The following is a 15,770-nucleotide window of genomic DNA, read 5'->3' as shown; positions in this document are numbered from 1 at the left end:
TTCTACGGTACAGCCCCACCAGCCCCGGAACAGCAGAAAGCCCCGCCCGGAACTTCCGGACGGGGCTTTGTTGTTGATCGTCAGCGCCGAGGGTTCCAGCGCATCGCGGGGAGTTCGTCCCACTGCGAGACCGGGGGGTACTCGTGCACGTGGTCCGGGCACACGTAGTGCGTGAACCAGGCGCCGCCGCTCGCCTTGGGGATCTCGCCCACCGGTACAGGGGCCGTGGTCCAGCAACCACAGACGCAGTGCACGCGCTGAGCGGGGGCGGTGGGCTCGCTGGTGACCGCCGCGGTGGCTTGCTCGTGAGTCATGCGGACACCACGGCGTGAACGCCCTTGGGCGTGTAGCCGTCCCAGTCAAGACCGAGTTCCGCAAACGCGGTGGCTACCTGTCGCAGACGGACACGTTCGCACTCGTCTATGCCGTGCGGCTCGTCCTCCTGCCGAATGCGCTCGGTGCGAGGCGGCCGTGTGTGCCCGTGGCGTTCGTGCTGCACCGGGGCAATGGGCATGGTCGCCTCGGCCCGGAACAATGCTTGGGCTTCCGCTTTGGTCGGTCCGGTGAACGGGCGGGCCCACGGATTCTCGCGCTCGGACGCTGGGGTGGGGGTGGGCTGGCTGTGTTCGGAGGGGAACGCTGCGGAGTGGCGTCCAGGCCGGGTGCAGCGGGTCCACGGCAGTACGGACAGCACCCATAAGAGAGTGCGGGCGATAGCATCACGCATGGTCGGTCAGCTCCTATGCAAGCTGGTCGGCAAGCCCCGGTAGACCGGCCCTAATCGGTCTGTCGGGGCGCTTCGGTGTATGGACTCTCTTTGCGGTGAATGAGCACCGGAACGACGTAACCCCGCCCGCCCACAGCGGAGGCATGCCGGGACGGACGGGGTGTCAGGAGATCGGTGCGTCAGCGCAGAGCGGTGAGGACGCGACTCCGCAGCGTCTCGTCAGCGATCGTCTCGATTGCCCGCCACGCGTACTCGCTGACCTCTTCCTGTTGCAGCTTCACCACCTGCTCTCCGGTAGCGCGGAAGACGTAGCGGAAGTCCGCGTGCCAGTGGGCCGGCTCGCCCTTGCTGGCATTGGCAGGGATCGGGTGCACGTCGATGTGGACAGGGGTCGGCTGGACTGGCGCGACGCTCAGAGTTACCCCGGTCTCCTCGATCAGTTCGCGCAGCGCAGCGCCCAACAAGTTCACGTCCTCGGGCTCCAAGTGCCCGCCCGGGGTCAGCCACTTGTCGAGTGCGACATGGTGGATGAACAGAGCCTCGCCCTTGTCGTTGACGAGCACAGCCCCCGCAGTGGCGTGCCCGCGGAACTCCTTGCGGCTGGTTACGTCGGCCCCCTGCTCCAGCAACTCGTGCAGGGGCGCGAGAGTGGGCTTCTCCTCGGGGTGCGCGTCGGCGTACTCGGCGAGGGTCGTACGGATGTGTTCTGCCGTGATGGGCATTCGATCACCTGTTGTAGTAGTGAAGCCAGGTAGCCGCAATGGCTGCCCGGTCGGTAGCGGGCACCTCGTGCATGGTGGCGTCCAACGCGCCGCGAGCCAGCATGGCCGCGCCCGCGAGGATTTCGGACTGAACGAGGAAGATGAACGGTCCAACGCTGGCTCCGTGCAGGAAGTTGACCGCGTTGCCCCCGTTCAGCAGATAGAAGTAGTGCCCCGTCGCGGTGTATCGGGTGACGTTCTCCCCGGCACCGTCCCGGGTGTAGCCCGCGGGCAGCCCCTCCAGCTCCAACTCGTCTTCCGAACTGGTCACGGTCGCCACATAGGCGCCGTTCTTGAGACGAGGGAAGTCCTCGCCGCGCAGACTGAGCGCCCCGGTTGCACACAGGACGAGTCCAGCGATCTCTACCGCCTGGTCCCGGTCCCGGGCCACCTCGAACCCTTGCGACATGGCCTGTGCGCGTCGTACCGGATCGATGTCAAAGACGATGACTCGTACGCCCTTGACGTGAAGTAGCCGGGCGATGCTGGAGCCGAGCTTGCCGAACCCGAGAACCAGGGCGGGGCGCCCATGGAAGATGTCACCGCGCCCCCGTAACAGGGCTTCCGCGGAGAACACCACGGACTGACCGACTAGGAAGTCTTCCGGGTCTTTGAGTGGGCTCCGGGCGACAGAGACCACTGGGCAGGGCAGCTTGTCCCGGTCCGCGTAGCGCTTGTGGCCGTTCTCGGTGTCCTCCACCACGCCGAGGACCGTTCCTGAGAATCGATCGCAGAGAGCATCCAGCGCGGGGGCGAAGTACCCGCCCACGTCGAGCAACACGACCGGTTCACCGGCCGCCCTGGTCTCCAAGTAGGTCACGGCAGTGTCCGGGTCGGCGAACATCTCGCGCGTCAGCTCATCGCACGCCACCGTTCCTTCAACCTCGCGGAGTGCTGCCGCGTTGATCGATTTCGGTTTGGGCAGCACCGCACGCAAGTTCGTGACCTTGCCTACCGCTCGCACGAATGCGGGACGCTCGGGCAACAGATGCGTGATCAGCAGCGAGGACGGACGCTCAGGCGTGCTGAACTTATCGGCGACCCTGCCGAAGTACGTTTCGAGCCGCGCACGGTCCACGGTTTCCATGGGCCCTCCCTCTAGGCGTGAACGAGTCGAGCGCCGCTGTGGGCGGTCGGGGGCCTGCTCCTGGGCGATTCCCCAGTACAAGGGGGCTCTCCGGGCAGCACCAGCGCGGGCATGCCGCATCTCTGACGCATCGTTGCCGCATACTGGACGCACCGGACCCCTGACCTGGTACAACGGCAATCCAGAGAGCGGGGAGGCGACGTGGCCAGGCGAGAGAGCTTCGTAGAGCGCCGCAAGGCGTTGGGATTCAGTCAGGAGTCGCTAGCTGCGGCCCTGGGGGTGGAACGCTCGACCGTGAGCCGTTGGGAGAATTGCGAGACCGAACCGCAGTCATTTCACCGGCCGAGCCTGTGTCGGGAATTGCGCGTCTCTGCCGTGCAACTAGACGGACTCATTAGAGACGCAGGAGTGTCTGGAAAATCGGTAGCGACGCATTCCGTCCAAGCTGCCCCTCCCTCGCTGATGTACGACGACGAGCTCGAAGCAATAGAACTGGCGCGCAGAGTTTCGGCGAGCGATGTAGGGAACGAAACTCTCTCGCGGATAGAGGAGATCTTCGACGAACTGGCCAGGAAGTACCCTTCATCGCACCCCCAGGATCTGCTAGAGCGCGTGCGGAAGTATTCCGCATACGTTGGGCATCTTCTGGATGCAAAGAAGACGCTATCCGAGCATCGGCAGCTACTCGTTCTTGGCGGATGGTTCTCGCTGCTCGGCGCCACTCTTCACATTGATCTAAACCAAGAGGATGCCGCAACGGCGCGCCTACAAACGGCCATGACGCTGGCCAAGCACGCCGGACATACTGAGATTCAGGCTTGGTGTTTTGAGACGGACGCTTGGCGCATCCTTACCGATGGCAATTACGCGAAAGCAGTAGAGCTGAGTAGGGCTGCGCAGTCTCTAGCGCCGAAGGGAAGTTCTGTCGAAATCCAATCGGCAGCTCAACAGGGTCGAGCGCATGCCAGGCTCGGGCAGCCGAAAGAGACCTACGATGCCATAAGTCGCGTGGAGTCGCTCGTCGCTGCTATGCAGTTCCCTGACGCACCGGAGCATCACTACCAGTACGACCCCGGGAAGTTCGTCTCTTACACAGCGACGACCCTTGCTTGGGTGGGTGACCCAGCAGCCGAAGACTATGCACGTGAGGTGATCGCCCGTCTCGCACCGCCGCATGACGTATCGAAATGGCCGCGGCGTGTCGCCTCGGCAAATATCGACCTTGCGCTCTCGCTCGTCGTATCTGATCGGGTAGACGAAGCTTGTGATGCAGCACAGCAAGCCATTCTCTCGGGCCGAATTGTGCCGTCTAACCGGTGGCGGGCCCTCGAAGTCGTACAGGCAGTCGAAGGGCGGAAAATCTCAGAGGCCAGGGACTTGCGCGAAGCGTACGAGGGCATGAAAAGGCCAGCCATAGAGTCGAGTAGCTAGCGCCTCTTGCGGGGGCATCCCTCGAATTTCCACCCGCCGGGACGCACAAAACCCCCGCACCCGTCTCCCTGGCGAGGGAGACGAGCACGGGGGCTCTCATGGTGCGTCAGCCATTCAGTACGCCAGTGAGGCGCGCCGCCGCCTTGCCGCCGAACAGGGCGAGGCCGCAGTAGAAGTCGATGCGAGTGCGGTAAACGGGCTTGTCGTGAGACTCGCCCAGGTCGGTGGCCTGCACGCCGCCGTTCGTCAGGCCAGTCACTCCGGCGTCGGCCTCGGTGGACCCAAAGCGCACGGCGTAGATATCTCCGGTCTGCTTGCCACCACTGCCGGTCGTCAGCGGGAGCACGTCGGTTCCGTCCAGCTTCTGACCGGCATCCAGCAGAGGGATGCCCTTCCACATGGTGGCGCGCTTACCTGCGATCTCGGCCGTGAGGAGTTCGGCGCCGCCGAGCCGACGGAAACCGGACTCAATCTTCGCCCGGAGTGCGGCATTCATGTACAGCGCGCCATTGGCTCCGGAGAGACCGCGCACCTGCGCAACCAGCGAATCCAACACGTCAAAGAAGTCATGGCCGTTGGCAACCGGTCCGACTCCCTTCGCATCGAGAACCTGGCTGCCGAGCAGCCGCTTGCGCAGCCCGTCGAACCCCTTGGGGTTCAACTCCACGTCACCGTTGAAGAATTGATCCGCGAAGTGCACCGAAGCGGCCTTGACCTTCATCGCGGTCTGAATGGCCCGCTGATCGTTTAGGTTGCCACGAGTCTGGACGATGAACTTGTCCACGTCTGCGTCTCCGCCAAGGATTGCGAGCGTCTCGATGCGCTGGTTCAGTGCGCCCGTGCTCTCCGGGTACGCCTCGTTCACGGCTCGGAAGGCAACCCCGGGAAGCGTGGATTCCTCGTTGTACCGGTAGGCGTTGCCTGCCACCTGGATCAGCGGGATTCGGTCCAGGATCGGCGATTCCTGAACGAATGTCTCAATCACGCCGCGTTGAAGCTGATCAAGAGAGAGCTTTGCGGATTCAGCAAGAGTCAGGGACATGTGAAATTCCTTTGATTCAGTCGAGAAAAAGAGAAAGGGCACCGCTGGCATTCGTTAGCAGCGCCCACCGAAACGGCCCAATGATCCACGCGAGTTTTTTGCCTCCCTGCCGATCTGGCTCGGCGAGGCGCAGGGGTCACCCCCTGGTCGCCGACTCAGAAGCGGCGAGGACGGACGCGCTCGGCAGCCCAACCACCCGGCTGATGCTTCGCGGTCTCGCGGTTGTGGCACGTCGTGCACAGCGGACGCAGACGAGACCACGCGTCCGGATCGGCCACGCCCCGAGCCACCAGCGAGCGGCGCGACTCAGGGAAGTGATCGGCCACCGTCGCGATGCGCGAGCACAGCACGCACCACGGATGCGCGTACAAGTAGCGGCGCCGGACGCGCTGCCAGCGGGTGTCATAGCCCCGCTCGGCGGTCGTGCCTCGCTGCCGCTGTGCCTCGCGCTCGTGTGCCGGGCAGCGTCCCCCGCTCGTCAGCTCGGGGCACCCGGGGATCGTGCAGGGGGTACGGGGCTTGCGGGGTATGGGCTTCTCCGGATAGTGGATGAGCAGAGACCCATCTGTTGGGCGTAAATCTCGCTACGCTCGACTCGCAGGTGAAATTCCGCATGCGATTCCGCCTCTCCTTCGCCACGGCCGTGCGCTGCGAAACTCGTCTCCGTCTCAGAGAAGAAGGGAATTCCGGAGCAAGGGAGCCTCGCCCTCCGGGGTGCGTTCCACCACTCCTATGAGGTATTGCTAGATCACCAGGGGTGTCTTCCCAGGGGTCGACATTCTCTGCATGCTGCGGCCATGTCTCGCAGTCAAGAAGTCACGCCCCAACAGCTTTGCGCCCCCGCCTTCGAACTCCGCTGCGGCGGGCTGCACTTGACCATCCAACGCATTCCGGCGCGACTGTTGATGGCCCTCACAACATACGGAGCTTCCGCGCTCACAGCGTGGTTCATGAGCCGTTGAGCCTTTGTCGCAGCTACAGGTTCTTGACGATGAGTGCCAGATGAACCAGCACTCGCCCTACGCCGCGGCCCCGAACTCCGTCGCCGTCTTCAACCCGTGGCACCCGGTGCACAGCACCTGAACGTTGCCCGCCGTGTCCGTCCCGCCCATCGAGAGCGGGCGCACGTGGTCCACGTCCACCGCATCCGCGGGGAAGTCGCCCAAGCACCAGTCACACCAGGCGTGACCGCGCTCCCGTATCCGTTGGCGGAGCCGCGCCGCCGCATCATGCCGCCCCGCACGGCGCCTACCGTGTGAACGGCGGACGCGAACCGAGGGACGGTCCTGATACGCGCGGTCGTGAACGTCGCAGCGTCCTCGGCGAGTTGCCGTGTCGCTGCACTCAACACATGGGGTCATGAGTCACCGCCTGGTCGTCGCTGTTGTCGAGTGCCCGCCCCCGGACTCGAACCGGGGAACTCTGCGGCCGACATCCCCCGAGGGGGCCGGTACCGCGCACCTCTAGCTGTTGGGTCAGCGGGCATGGGAGCCCTGAGCCGGCTCGGGCCAGTCCGGACAGGGTGGGGGCCGCACGCGCTTACAACCCCTTTCGGCGCCCTGGTCGGGGCGGTTACTCATGGGCGGTGCAGTCCCCCGTATGCGTTGCCTCACGACCCCCGCAGACCACCCCGAGTAACGCGGGGTGCGTGGTGCACGGGCAACGCTTAGAGAGTTCGGGCACTCGGTCCGCCGGGTTTCCCCCTTGGGGTGGGTGCGCGGTAGTCCCGCTCTCTCTGTGAGGCATGGGACCGGCGAGTTCCTGTCCGCCGTGGCGGACTCGGGCTCGCTGTTCCCTGGGTGCTCCAGTAGTAGGGACCGAAGGTTTCCCGCGTCCTGTCCGCTCGTGCGGTAGGCCGGTCGGGCTGGTCCCGTTTGCTGGGTGCTCCAGTAGTAGGGACCGAGGGTTTCCCGGAGCCTCAAGAGTGATGGGGTGTTGCCGATGACCCCGTTCTCTTTTCTCTCTATTTTTTCTATGCGTTCTAAAAAAGTGTCGTAAGTCGTCACCCTCAACACTCCTTGTCCCGCTGTTGAGCTGCCCGAGGGCGAGTCGGCGGGCAGTCCACGGGGCGCCCCGTACGCCCGTACGCCCGTGTGCGGGCACAAGACAGCCCCGGCGGGCACAGGAACCGACCGGGGCTGTCTCAGGGGCATAAAGGGAGCTATGCGGCGACCAGTTCGCGGACGGGCTCGGCAGCGGCAGCGGGTTCGGTCATACGCACGCTCGCGTTCGGGGTCGGGGTGTCCCCGCGTACATCGGACTCCAACGTCGTGGCGACCCCATCGAGTGCTTCCACGGCGGGGTCCAGCTCTCCCGACATGGTGAAGTCCACGCGCCGAGTGTCGAGCTTCCGCCACCCTCCGCGAGTGCCGCGCCGTACGTCCAGCCGAACCCCTGCCTCAATGAGCATGGCTCGGCGTCCCGCGGTGTCCTTGTCGGCCCACTCGTCCGCGAACGTGCGACCGGTCGGTGTGACCACGCGTTGCGGCTCGACCTTTTCGCGGGTCTCCAACTCGGCTATGCGGCTGTCGAGAGCGTCCGCGCGGGACTGCCATTCGGCCGCAGCGTGCTTGGACTTCTGGCGCCCCTTCTGTTCCTGGTGCTCGCGGAACTCGGCGAGGGTGGCGAGTAGTTCGGGCTCGGGGTCGTACCCGGGGATCTCGACCACGTGAGTCGTCTGGATGGTGCCGACTCGCCGCAGGAACTCGGCTTCAACGTACTCGTCCACCCAGTCACCGCGGACGTGCGCGGGTGCCTCGCAGTTGTCGCCCCGCGAGTGAAAGTTGCACTTGTAGACGTGCGCCTGGTTGTTCTTGCTCTCTTGCTTGTTGAGGTACATCCGGCCTCCGCACGAGTCGCAGTGGATCACGCGTAACAGAAGCGCGTCGGTGTCCTTGCGGTCCCCGTTCTCGATGCTGCGCGAGTTGAGCAGTGCGCCGATGCGGTCAAACTCTTCCCGCGTCATGATCGGGGTTTCACTCGCCATGATCGGGTTGCCCTCGGCGTCGCGCACGGGCTTGCCCTTGTGTATCTTCCAGCCGAGCAACGTCTCACTGCGGAGCATCCGAGTAATGGCCACGGGGGTCCATTTGAAGATTTCGCGCACGACGTGCGAGCCCTTGGCCCCGCCGGTCCTCCCGCCCTTGTTGCGCTTCATCTTCACGGCCCAGTAATCGCGCGGGCTCGGTACCTCATCCACGTTGAGCCCTGCGGCTACCGCGGAAACGGTCTTGCCTTCCAACAGCTCTCGGACGATCCGTTCAATGATCGTCACCGCGTCCGGGTCGGGTACGAGCGTCCAGCCCACCCCGCCGTGTTCCGCGGGCATGGGGGCGGACATGTAGCCGTACGGCGGACGCGAGCCACGCCACCGAAGCGGCATCTTGCGGATAGCGGCCATGGCTCCGGTCACGCGGTCTTTGATGCTCTGCGACTCGACCTGAGCGGCGAAAGCCAACATGAGCATCATGAGTTCGCTCATGGGGTCCATGGGGTTGCGGAAGTCGAACACGAGCCGACCCCCGCCGATGCCCTCGGCAAAGACGAGCATCTTTCGGTGTTCACGGGCCCACTTCGCAAGCTCATGCATGTGCGCCATGGACCGGATGGCACGGTCAAAGCGCCACCAGACAAGCGCGTCGAACTCGTCCGGGCGTGCGAGCCACCCGCCGAGCTGTTCCCGCTCGAACGGGCCGAACTTGGATGCGCTCACGTCAAGGTCTACGGCCTCGCGGAGCTGGTCACCCTCGCCAAAGTCGATGCCGAGGGCTGCGGCTGCGATGTCGTCTGCCTCGCGCTGACGCTCGGGGCTGGTGGTCTCGTCGGTGAGCACGGACAGGCGTACACAACGGACACCCCGAAGGGTCTCGGTTTCGTAGACCGTGCCCGCAAGCGGGTTTCGGAGTGTGCTGGTCATGCCCCCTGTAGGGACCGAAGGGTTCTCACTACCGGGCCTGACCAGCGTTGATGCCACCATGCCGACACTCCAGAACTACTAGTTCTGAGTGTTGGGAGACCCCGAGGGCAATGAATTCTGCGTTCTTCGCAGCGAGTCCGACCGAGCGGCCGAGCCGCGATGAGTTCCTGACGCCCCCACGCCATCCTGACCGGCTTCGCATGACCGCTGGTCACAGCCTCACAGCCGCTCTTTGATGGCCGCTACGAGGACGGTCGCCTCGTAGCGGACCGCGAGCTCGTCGTCCTTGTGGCCATCATTTTCAGGCGGCTCGGCTGACGTCCAGCCGTTCCGTCGACGGCTCGTATCCCGCCGCCCTGTAGGTGGCGACGGCGGCAGCGTTCGAGCTCGGGGTGCTGACGAGCGCGCTTGACGCACCCAGCTCACGCAGCGTCGCCGCAGCGGCGAGGCTGATCGCCGTCCCGTAGCCGCGACCGCGATGGTCGGCGTGCACGCCCACCGGCTCCAGCAGGCCGGGCTTGCCGGGCCCCGCCGACCAGACCGTCGCCGCGGCCACCGCGTTGTCCTGGTCGTCGTAGCCGATCAGGCAGCGGGCGTCGGCGTAGACCGGCCCGGCCGCGAGGACGTGCCAGACCTCCTCGGTGAACATCGGGCTGGCGAACGCCGAGCGGTGCACCGCGGTCCGCACCCCCGCCGTCTCCGGACCGGCCACCTCGATCCGCAGGCCGGACTCCTTCACCGGCCCGGAGAGGTCGCGGCGCAGCGGCGTCCACGGCTCGTCCGGATTCCAGCCCGCCTCCAGGAGGACCTCGCGGAGCAGGGCGCCGTTCGGGATTTCGAGGCCGACCTTCCCGGGCGGCAGGACCCCGCGCTCCGGATCATCGAGGTCCGTCAGCAACCGACGCGCCAGATCAGCGTCTTGTCGCAGGTCCGGCGCGGTCGTCAGGCGCAGCACATCAGGGCCGTCCAGGTATCCGACGGCAATGATCCGTCCGTCCACGCTCCAGGTGCGGACGGCCGCGGCCAGCCTCTCCGCGCCCAGCGCCCAGGCCCAGCCGAGGTCTCCCGGATGGAGCTGCAGCGGTGTGCGGTCGTCCTGCCACGCGCGGAGGGCATCCACGGCCCCGGTCAGCCCGTCGACGCCGGGCTCGTTCAGAAAGATCGTCATGTCCCGCATCCCACAGCATCGCGGCGACCGGCCGCACCTGGTTTTGCTCGGCCCGTCAGATCGCCAGGTCAGGCCCTAACCGGGCTTCGACCACGGCGACTTGTCGGATGCCTTCATGCAGTACCGGTCCCAGGTGCCCTTGCGGTTCGTCGCGTGGGTCGGCTCGACGCATGCCTTCACCTTGAAGGAGCGGGCGACAACCGTCATGGGAGTGAACTGGTCGTGGAAGGTCTCCACCACGGCGCTCTGCGCCGATCCGCCCTCGACCGAGACGCTGATGCTGTCTCCGACCTCGGCGGTGGTCACCCGGGCCCATATCGCGCCACAGCGCTTGGAGTAGCGCAGGTGCAGCGTGGCCGGGTTCTTCCCGGCCTTCGGGTAGGTCCGCGCGTCTGCGGTGCAGCCGCCGATCTTCTGCGGGTTCTTTCCCTCGCAGCCCTTCCCCGGGCACGAGGCCGCCTTGGGAGCCGGCTCGGGGCCGAAGAACTCGTCCCACAGACCAGTGAAGACGACTGCCGAGAGGCTGCCTGCGACAGCCACGACGACGCCGCCGGTCACCGCGGCGTGCGAGGCCGGAGTCCACGCGTACCGCCAGCCGTCGCGCATGCGCCGTATCGCGGCCCTGCACGCCCTCTTCAGAGACCCGGGACCTGGTGTCGGAGCCGGGTCGGGGTCACTCGTGCTCATCAGGGGCCCTCACCACTCCGGAGGAACGAGCCGGTGGGGGTGCGCCCACCGACATGGCTCGTCCAGCTCCCCTGCGGGCGGTCGGCGTAGGTGAGGAAATCCTGCTGCAGGTACCAGTGCACATGGTCCCATCCGGTCCGGTAATGCCCCTAGTCGTAGGAGGAGTCGCACGTGCCGTCGCTGCCGCCTGAGCCGTCCACCTCGTCGTAGCAGTCCCGGCCGGTGCCGTCGTGCCGCTCCTGGAACCACACGGATCCCCTCGGGCACCGTGCTGCCCTTTCGATCCTCGCGGGCTCCCTCACGGTGTGTCAGATGGATACCGGCCATTAACCGGGCTCACCCCTGGGGATCCCGCACCATCACACCGGATCTATCCTGCGGTGATCAGGAAGAACAGAAGTGCGCACCAGCGCGCATCAAGGGGTGGGGACCACATGTTCGGCACGTCGCGTAAGCCTGCGCACCGGCTGTCCAAGAGAAATCGCTACATCGCTTGGGGCGCCGCGGGCGCCACGATCGTCGCGGGTGGCGGCGCCCTCGTGCAGAGCGCGTCGGCGGGCACGACCTTGCCCGCGAAGAAGACGTACACCGGTCGCGCCTTCGACACCTGCACCGCTCCCTCGGCCGCCGCGATGAAGGCGTGGCGCACCGGGTTCTACGGCGCGGCCGCCGTCTACATCGGAGGCAAGAACCGCGGCTGCGCCCAGCCCAACCTCACCGCGCCCTGGGTGAAGAAGGTCACCGCCCAGGGGTGGAAGCTCATCCCCCTCTACGTGGGTGCTCAGCCGTACTGCCAGAGGGGCTCCAGTCCGGAGAAGATGACGGCGGCCAACGCCTCCTCCCTCGGCGTCGCCAATGGCAAGGACGCCGTGGCCAGGGCGTCCAGGCTCGGCATGAAGGCGGGCAGCGCGATCTACCTGGACATGGAGCCGTACGACGTCGCGAACGCCTCGTGCAACAAGGCGGTACTCACGTACGTGCGCGCCTTCACCAAGACCCTGCGCGCCAAGAAGTACCGGGCCGGGTACTACGGGTTCAGCAGTTCCAGCGCGAAGGCCGTGGCCACCGCCGCCAACCGCACCGATCTGCCGGAGAGCCTCTGGTATGCGAAGTGGGACAAGGTCAACACCACGACCAGTGACTGGCCGTGGTCGAAGTCGCTGTACACGAACCACAGCCGTGGCCACCAGTACATGGTCAACAGCAAGGAGAAGCGCGGCGGTTACACGATCACCGTCGACCGCAACGCCTGGGACGCGCCCGTGGCCATCGTCGGCTGAGTGCGTGATGGCGCCGTGCGCCCTTTGGCTGGTGACGGTGAAGCGGCTGCTCTGCCTCGACAGCCGCGTATGTCCGGCCCCCTGCGCCCGGCACGCCCGCGCGCGCGGGGGGGGTGTCACCCAGTGCCCCTGACACTCACCCGGCTCCGGGCATCGGGCTCAGGCCGACGCCGCCCGCCCCGGAGCCTGCCACGCCCGCGCGACCTCCAGGCTGTCCTCGTAGAAGCGATAACGCGTGATCAGCCCGTCGACCACCGTCACATGAATGGCGAACCAGCTCTCCATCGGCGCATTGTTGGCCCTGACCCGGCTCTTGAAGTGCCCGAGCACCACGCCGTCCCGGTCGTCGGCCAGCACCCGTTCGATGACGAACTCGTCCCGGGCCACATAGCCCGCGTGTGAGGTGAAGTAGTCGGCTATCTCCTCCCGCGTCGAGCGCTCACCGAGCCACGGGACTTCGTCCGCCCCGGGAACGCTCCAGTCGACCTTCTCGGCGAAGAGCTCCACCATCCGCTCGCTGTAGCCGCTCTCCAACTCACGCAGATACGCGTCCAGGACCTCTCGGGCCGTGCGCTGAGCTGTCGTCATGACATGCCTCCCCTAACGTTCGAACCGAGTCCGCCGCTGCTGGTGAACTCGCCGGAGCAGCACGCTATCAGGTTTTGGATCGTTCGGTACATAACTGTTTCGGCGGTCGTACGGAGCTACGGGATCAGGCATGTCAGACATGCCAGGCGTGCGGTGTGCCAGTGGGGCTCCGGTACGGACGGGCACGGACTGCCCTCTCGGCCGTCAACGCTGCCCTTGCGTCCCTGGCGTCCCGTGCATCCGCCCGCAAGGGTGCGAGGGTTGGTCCGCCCCCATTGATCGCCGGAGGAACGCAGATGGGCTTGGCCCGGGACGACAACAACAAGGCCGGGCCTCAGAAGGGTGGCGCGCACCAGCAGGCACGACCCTCAACTCCGCATGTCGATGCTCATGTTCAACGGATGCTCGACCTGAGCGGCTCCATCGGGAACAGAGGCGTCGTGCAGATGTTGCGCGAAGCCGGGCACAGGTGGGCGCAGCACCAGCACGGCCCCGGATGCGGGCATCAGGAGCGGCAGAACTCACCGGAGCAGGGGCCTCAAGTGCGCGGATCTCAAGTGCGCGGATCTCAAGTCCAGGCACCCCAGGAGCGGGGATCCCAGCTGCAGGGATCCCAGGTGCAGCGTTCCCCGAGCACCACGGTGGCGCGGCGCTTCGCGGCGCAGGACGCGCACGCCCACGAGGTGGTGCCGGACACCAGCCCCGAGGGGCAGGCGGCCTTGTTGGCCGCCGCCAAGAACTCCCCCAGCGAGTCCCTGCCCTCGGCCGTCGTGGCCAAGGCCGTGCCGTTCTACCAGAACGACAGGATCGCCTCCACCCGCGTGCACCGCGATCCGATCTCCCAGCGCGCCACCGCCGCCATGGGCGCCGAGGCCATGACGATCGACAACCACATCTTCCTGACCGCGGAGGCCGCCTCCAACGAAGAGACCATCGGCCACGAACTCAGCCACGTCGACAAGAACACCCGCGGCATCGTCGAGACGGGCCACGACAACGGAGCGGGAGCCGCCGTCACCGACCCCCGTCAGGGCTCCGAAGTGGCCGCCAAGACGGACGGCGCCGCCTTCAAGGCCGGGGAGACGACCGCCCCCTCCCTCACCGCCCAGCGCACAGCGACCACCGCCACGGACCGAGCCGTGCAGCGTGCGGCGGGGTCGCCGACCGTGCAGGGTGCGGCTCAGGCGCCGACCGTGCAGCGCATGGAGAGCCCGCCGCGGGGCCGCCGGGGCAGCGGGTCCTACGACGCCGACGCCTCCGCCTCGTCCTCCGAATCGGAACACGGCAGGGACGCCGACAGCTCCCCGGACCGCGAGGAACTTCACCGCCGCATCCTGCAGCATCAGGAGGAAAGCGGAAACATCGACGACCTCCTGGAACGGACGCAGAACCTGGCGAGCCTGGACATACCCCGGTTCCGGGCAGTACGGGGCCAGAATCGTGAGGCCGACACGCTGCCGGGGTCCTCGCCCGCATCCGCTCCGCCGACCACCACGTCGAGCTCGGCAGGCACGGCAGGCACGGCGCCGGCCGCTACAGCCACGGCGGCCCCGGAGCCGCTTCCCGAACTGCCGGAGAACACCCTCCTGGCGCCGCTGCGCACCCTGCTCATGCGCGAACTGCACGCCGGTGGCGCCCAGAAGAAGCTGAAGGTCACGCTCAAGGTGGACGCGGGGGACCTCCCGCGGAGGAACCTCGGTCACGTCTGGATCGAGATCAACGGATCGAAGGGGGAGCAGGCGTCGTTCGGCTTCTACCCGTTCGGGGCGATTCCGGCGATCAGCGATGTGCAGGGCGGTGTCAGGTGCCCCGACCCGCACCGCAAGACCACTCACCGGGAGTCGAAGAACGTCACACTGAGGCAGATCGCCAACGGATACCGGGTCGCCCATGAGAAGGCCCTGGCCGACTACAACCTCACCCAGCACAACTGCACGACTTTCGCGGGCGAGGCGTGGAAGGCCATCACCGGCCAGGACATCCCCCAGACCTGGCTCACGGGCTACGGCCTCCTCGGCACGGTCGTCCCGACCCCCGCAGGCGCCGCCGACGGCGTGGCCAGCCACCAGGCGCCGCGGCTGGAGAACAGGCGCGCCCGCATGCGTCCCTTCGCGGAAAGCCCCCTGCGCGGTGTGATTCCCGGCGCGGGCACCGCGGACCAGGTGGCCGACCGGATGGCCCGCGCAGGGCTCTCCCAGAGCAGTTCGTCCGAGTCCTCCGAGGAAGTGGACTGATCGGCGCGACGGTGCGGGGCAGCGTGCACCACACCGGACGGCCCCTGGACGCCCGCTGACTCGTACGGGGCTGCGCAAGTTCCACCGATGAGTTCTCGGCGGTTGCCCGGTCTACCCGTCGACGAAGGGAGCGCACCATGCGCAAGATCATCGTTTGTACGTTCCTGACGCTCGACGGCGTCATGCAGGCGCCGGGCGGTCCGGACGAGGACGCGGAGAGCGGCTTCGAGCACGGCGGCTGGCAGAAGCCCGTGTCCGACGACGAGGTCGGCACGGCCATCGCAGGATGGTACGAGCACTCCGACGCGATGCTGCTCGGACGCAAGACGTACGAGATCTTCGCGTCGTACTGGCCGACCGCCGATCCCGGCAACCCGTTCACCGAGCGGATGAACAGCATGCCCAAGTACGTGGCGTCCCGGACCCTGACGTCCGTCGGATGGCAGAACTCGACGCTGCTGGAGGGCGACGTCGTCGACGCCGTACACAAGCTCAAGGCGTCCGACGGCGGCAACATCAATGTGGTCGGCAGCGGCGACCTCGCCCAGACCCTCATGCGGCACGGTCTCGTCGACGAGTACCGGCTGACCATCCACCCGGTGATCATCGGCACCGGCAAGCGGCTGTTCGACGACGGAGCGATCCCCACCGCACTGGAGCCGGTCAGCGTCTCGACGACGAAGGGCGGCACCATCGTCGGCGTCTACCGGCCGAACGGCGAACCCAGCTACGACAGCTACTAGAGTCGCGCGCCGCGCAATGCGCCCGATGGCCGTCAACGAAACGACGCACGGGGGCCCACTCCCCTGTCCGGCCGCCCGTGCCCTGGGTCCCCATGCCGGTGATCGC

13 protein-coding genes and 1 pseudogene are annotated in these 15,770 nt (G+C 66.7%); 5 read left to right on the top strand and 9 right to left on the bottom strand.

The window, feature by feature from the left end; all coding sequences use genetic code 11:
• Window positions 1–80: 80 nt before the first annotated feature.
• The 3 genes from ACQB60_RS19335 to ACQB60_RS19325 form a co-directional block, all read right to left on the bottom strand.
• Complete coding sequence (locus ACQB60_RS19335; protein WP_496927568.1) at window positions 81–314, bottom strand: hypothetical protein; 234 nt, start codon at window positions 312–314, stop codon at window positions 81–83.
• Window positions 315–906: 592 nt separating this feature from the next.
• On the bottom strand, window positions 907–1,449 hold the full coding sequence (locus tag ACQB60_RS19330) for an NUDIX hydrolase (RefSeq protein ID WP_496927252.1): 543 nt from the start codon (window positions 1,447–1,449) through the stop codon (window positions 907–909).
• A gap of 4 nt (window positions 1,450–1,453) precedes the next feature.
• Window positions 1,454–2,575 carry an adenosylhomocysteinase gene (locus tag ACQB60_RS19325; protein ID WP_496927251.1) on the bottom strand — a complete coding sequence of 374 codons (1,122 nt, stop codon included), beginning with the start codon at window positions 2,573–2,575 and terminating at the stop codon, window positions 1,454–1,456.
• A gap of 201 nt (window positions 2,576–2,776) precedes the next feature.
• Here ACQB60_RS19325 and ACQB60_RS19320 point away from each other — a divergent pair, with 201 nt between their 5' ends.
• Window positions 2,777–4,006 carry an NsdA family TPR-like regulatory protein gene (locus ACQB60_RS19320; protein ID WP_496927250.1) on the top strand — a complete coding sequence of 410 codons (1,230 nt, stop codon included), beginning with the start codon at window positions 2,777–2,779 and terminating at the stop codon, window positions 4,004–4,006.
• Window positions 4,007–4,112: 106 nt separating this feature from the next.
• On the opposite strand, the gene ACQB60_RS19315 is transcribed toward ACQB60_RS19320, so the two are convergent.
• From ACQB60_RS19315 to ACQB60_RS19305, 3 genes are all read right to left on the bottom strand, one after another.
• Window positions 4,113–5,048 (bottom strand): major capsid protein, encoded by a 936-nt coding sequence (locus ACQB60_RS19315; protein ID WP_496927249.1) that lies wholly within the window; start codon window positions 5,046–5,048, stop codon window positions 4,113–4,115.
• Between the two features lie 1,019 nt (window positions 5,049–6,067).
• Window positions 6,068–6,214: an HNH endonuclease gene (locus tag ACQB60_RS19310; protein WP_496927248.1), complete on the bottom strand. Its 147-nt coding sequence runs from the start codon at window positions 6,212–6,214 to the stop codon at window positions 6,068–6,070.
• 995 nt (window positions 6,215–7,209) lie between these two features.
• Entirely contained in the window at window positions 7,210–8,964 is a 1,755-nt protein-coding gene (locus tag ACQB60_RS19305) for a recombinase family protein (RefSeq protein WP_496927247.1), read from the bottom strand.
• 88 nt (window positions 8,965–9,052) lie between these two features.
• On the opposite strand from ACQB60_RS19305, the pseudogene ACQB60_RS19300 reads away from it, so the two are divergent.
• Window positions 9,053–9,127 (top strand): annotated as a pseudogene (locus tag ACQB60_RS19300) (VOC family protein); the annotation flags it as partial.
• 138 nt (window positions 9,128–9,265) lie between these two features.
• Here ACQB60_RS19300 and ACQB60_RS19295 read toward each other — a convergent pair.
• Window positions 9,266–10,132 (bottom strand): GNAT family N-acetyltransferase, encoded by an 867-nt coding sequence (locus ACQB60_RS19295; RefSeq protein WP_496927246.1) that lies wholly within the window; start codon window positions 10,130–10,132, stop codon window positions 9,266–9,268.
• A 75-nt stretch (window positions 10,133–10,207) separates the two neighbouring features.
• Window positions 10,208–10,738, bottom strand: a complete 531-nt coding sequence (locus ACQB60_RS19290; RefSeq protein ID WP_496927245.1) for a DUF2690 domain-containing protein — start codon at window positions 10,736–10,738, stop codon at window positions 10,208–10,210.
• Between the two features lie 515 nt (window positions 10,739–11,253).
• Between ACQB60_RS19290 and ACQB60_RS19285 the strand changes: the two genes are divergently transcribed.
• Window positions 11,254–12,099 (top strand): glycoside hydrolase domain-containing protein, encoded by an 846-nt coding sequence (locus ACQB60_RS19285; RefSeq protein WP_496927244.1) that lies wholly within the window; start codon window positions 11,254–11,256, stop codon window positions 12,097–12,099.
• 159 nt (window positions 12,100–12,258) lie between these two features.
• On the opposite strand, the gene ACQB60_RS19280 is transcribed toward ACQB60_RS19285, so the two are convergent.
• Complete coding sequence (locus ACQB60_RS19280) at window positions 12,259–12,687, bottom strand: nuclear transport factor 2 family protein (protein ID WP_496927243.1); 429 nt, start codon at window positions 12,685–12,687, stop codon at window positions 12,259–12,261.
• Window positions 12,688–13,304: 617 nt separating this feature from the next.
• Between ACQB60_RS19280 and ACQB60_RS19275 the strand changes: the two genes are divergently transcribed.
• The gene (locus tag ACQB60_RS19275; protein WP_496927242.1) at window positions 13,305–14,921 is read left to right on the top strand and encodes an eCIS core domain-containing protein; all 1,617 of its coding nucleotides are present in this window, start codon (window positions 13,305–13,307) and stop codon (window positions 14,919–14,921) included.
• 137 nt (window positions 14,922–15,058) lie between these two features.
• Complete coding sequence (locus tag ACQB60_RS19270; RefSeq protein ID WP_496927241.1) at window positions 15,059–15,664, top strand: dihydrofolate reductase family protein; 606 nt, start codon at window positions 15,059–15,061, stop codon at window positions 15,662–15,664.
• Window positions 15,665–15,770: the final 106 nt, after the last annotated feature.

Origin of the sequence: Streptomyces odontotermitis (assembly GCF_050510915.1) — a bacterium.
Taxonomy (GTDB): Bacteria; Actinomycetota; Actinomycetes; order Streptomycetales; family Streptomycetaceae; genus Streptomyces.
The sequence above is the reverse complement of the archived record's forward strand: the minus strand, read 5'-3'. Positions and strand labels throughout refer to the sequence as shown.

Coding starts and splice junctions, on each gene's coding strand:
- ACQB60_RS19290 (WP_496927245.1), bottom strand. CDS start 10,738: ATGCGCGACGGCTGGCGGTACGCGTGGACTCCGGCCTCGCACGCCGCG.
- ACQB60_RS19305 (WP_496927247.1), bottom strand. CDS start 8,964: ATGACCAGCACACTCCGAAACCCGCTTGCGGGCACGGTCTACGAAACC.
- ACQB60_RS19280 (WP_496927243.1), bottom strand. CDS start 12,687: ATGACGACAGCTCAGCGCACGGCCCGAGAGGTCCTGGACGCGTATCTG.
- ACQB60_RS19325 (WP_496927251.1), bottom strand. CDS start 2,575: ATGGAAACCGTGGACCGTGCGCGGCTCGAAACGTACTTCGGCAGGGTC.
- ACQB60_RS19335 (WP_496927568.1), bottom strand. CDS start 314: ATGACTCACGAGCAAGCCACCGCGGCGGTCACCAGCGAGCCCACCGCC.
- ACQB60_RS19295 (WP_496927246.1), bottom strand. CDS start 10,132: ATGACGATCTTTCTGAACGAGCCCGGCGTCGACGGGCTGACCGGGGCC.
- ACQB60_RS19270 (WP_496927241.1), top strand. CDS start 15,059: ATGCGCAAGATCATCGTTTGTACGTTCCTGACGCTCGACGGCGTCATG.
- ACQB60_RS19330 (WP_496927252.1), bottom strand. CDS start 1,449: ATGCCCATCACGGCAGAACACATCCGTACGACCCTCGCCGAGTACGCC.
- ACQB60_RS19285 (WP_496927244.1), top strand. CDS start 11,254: ATGTTCGGCACGTCGCGTAAGCCTGCGCACCGGCTGTCCAAGAGAAAT.
- ACQB60_RS19315 (WP_496927249.1), bottom strand. CDS start 5,048: ATGTCCCTGACTCTTGCTGAATCCGCAAAGCTCTCTCTTGATCAGCTT.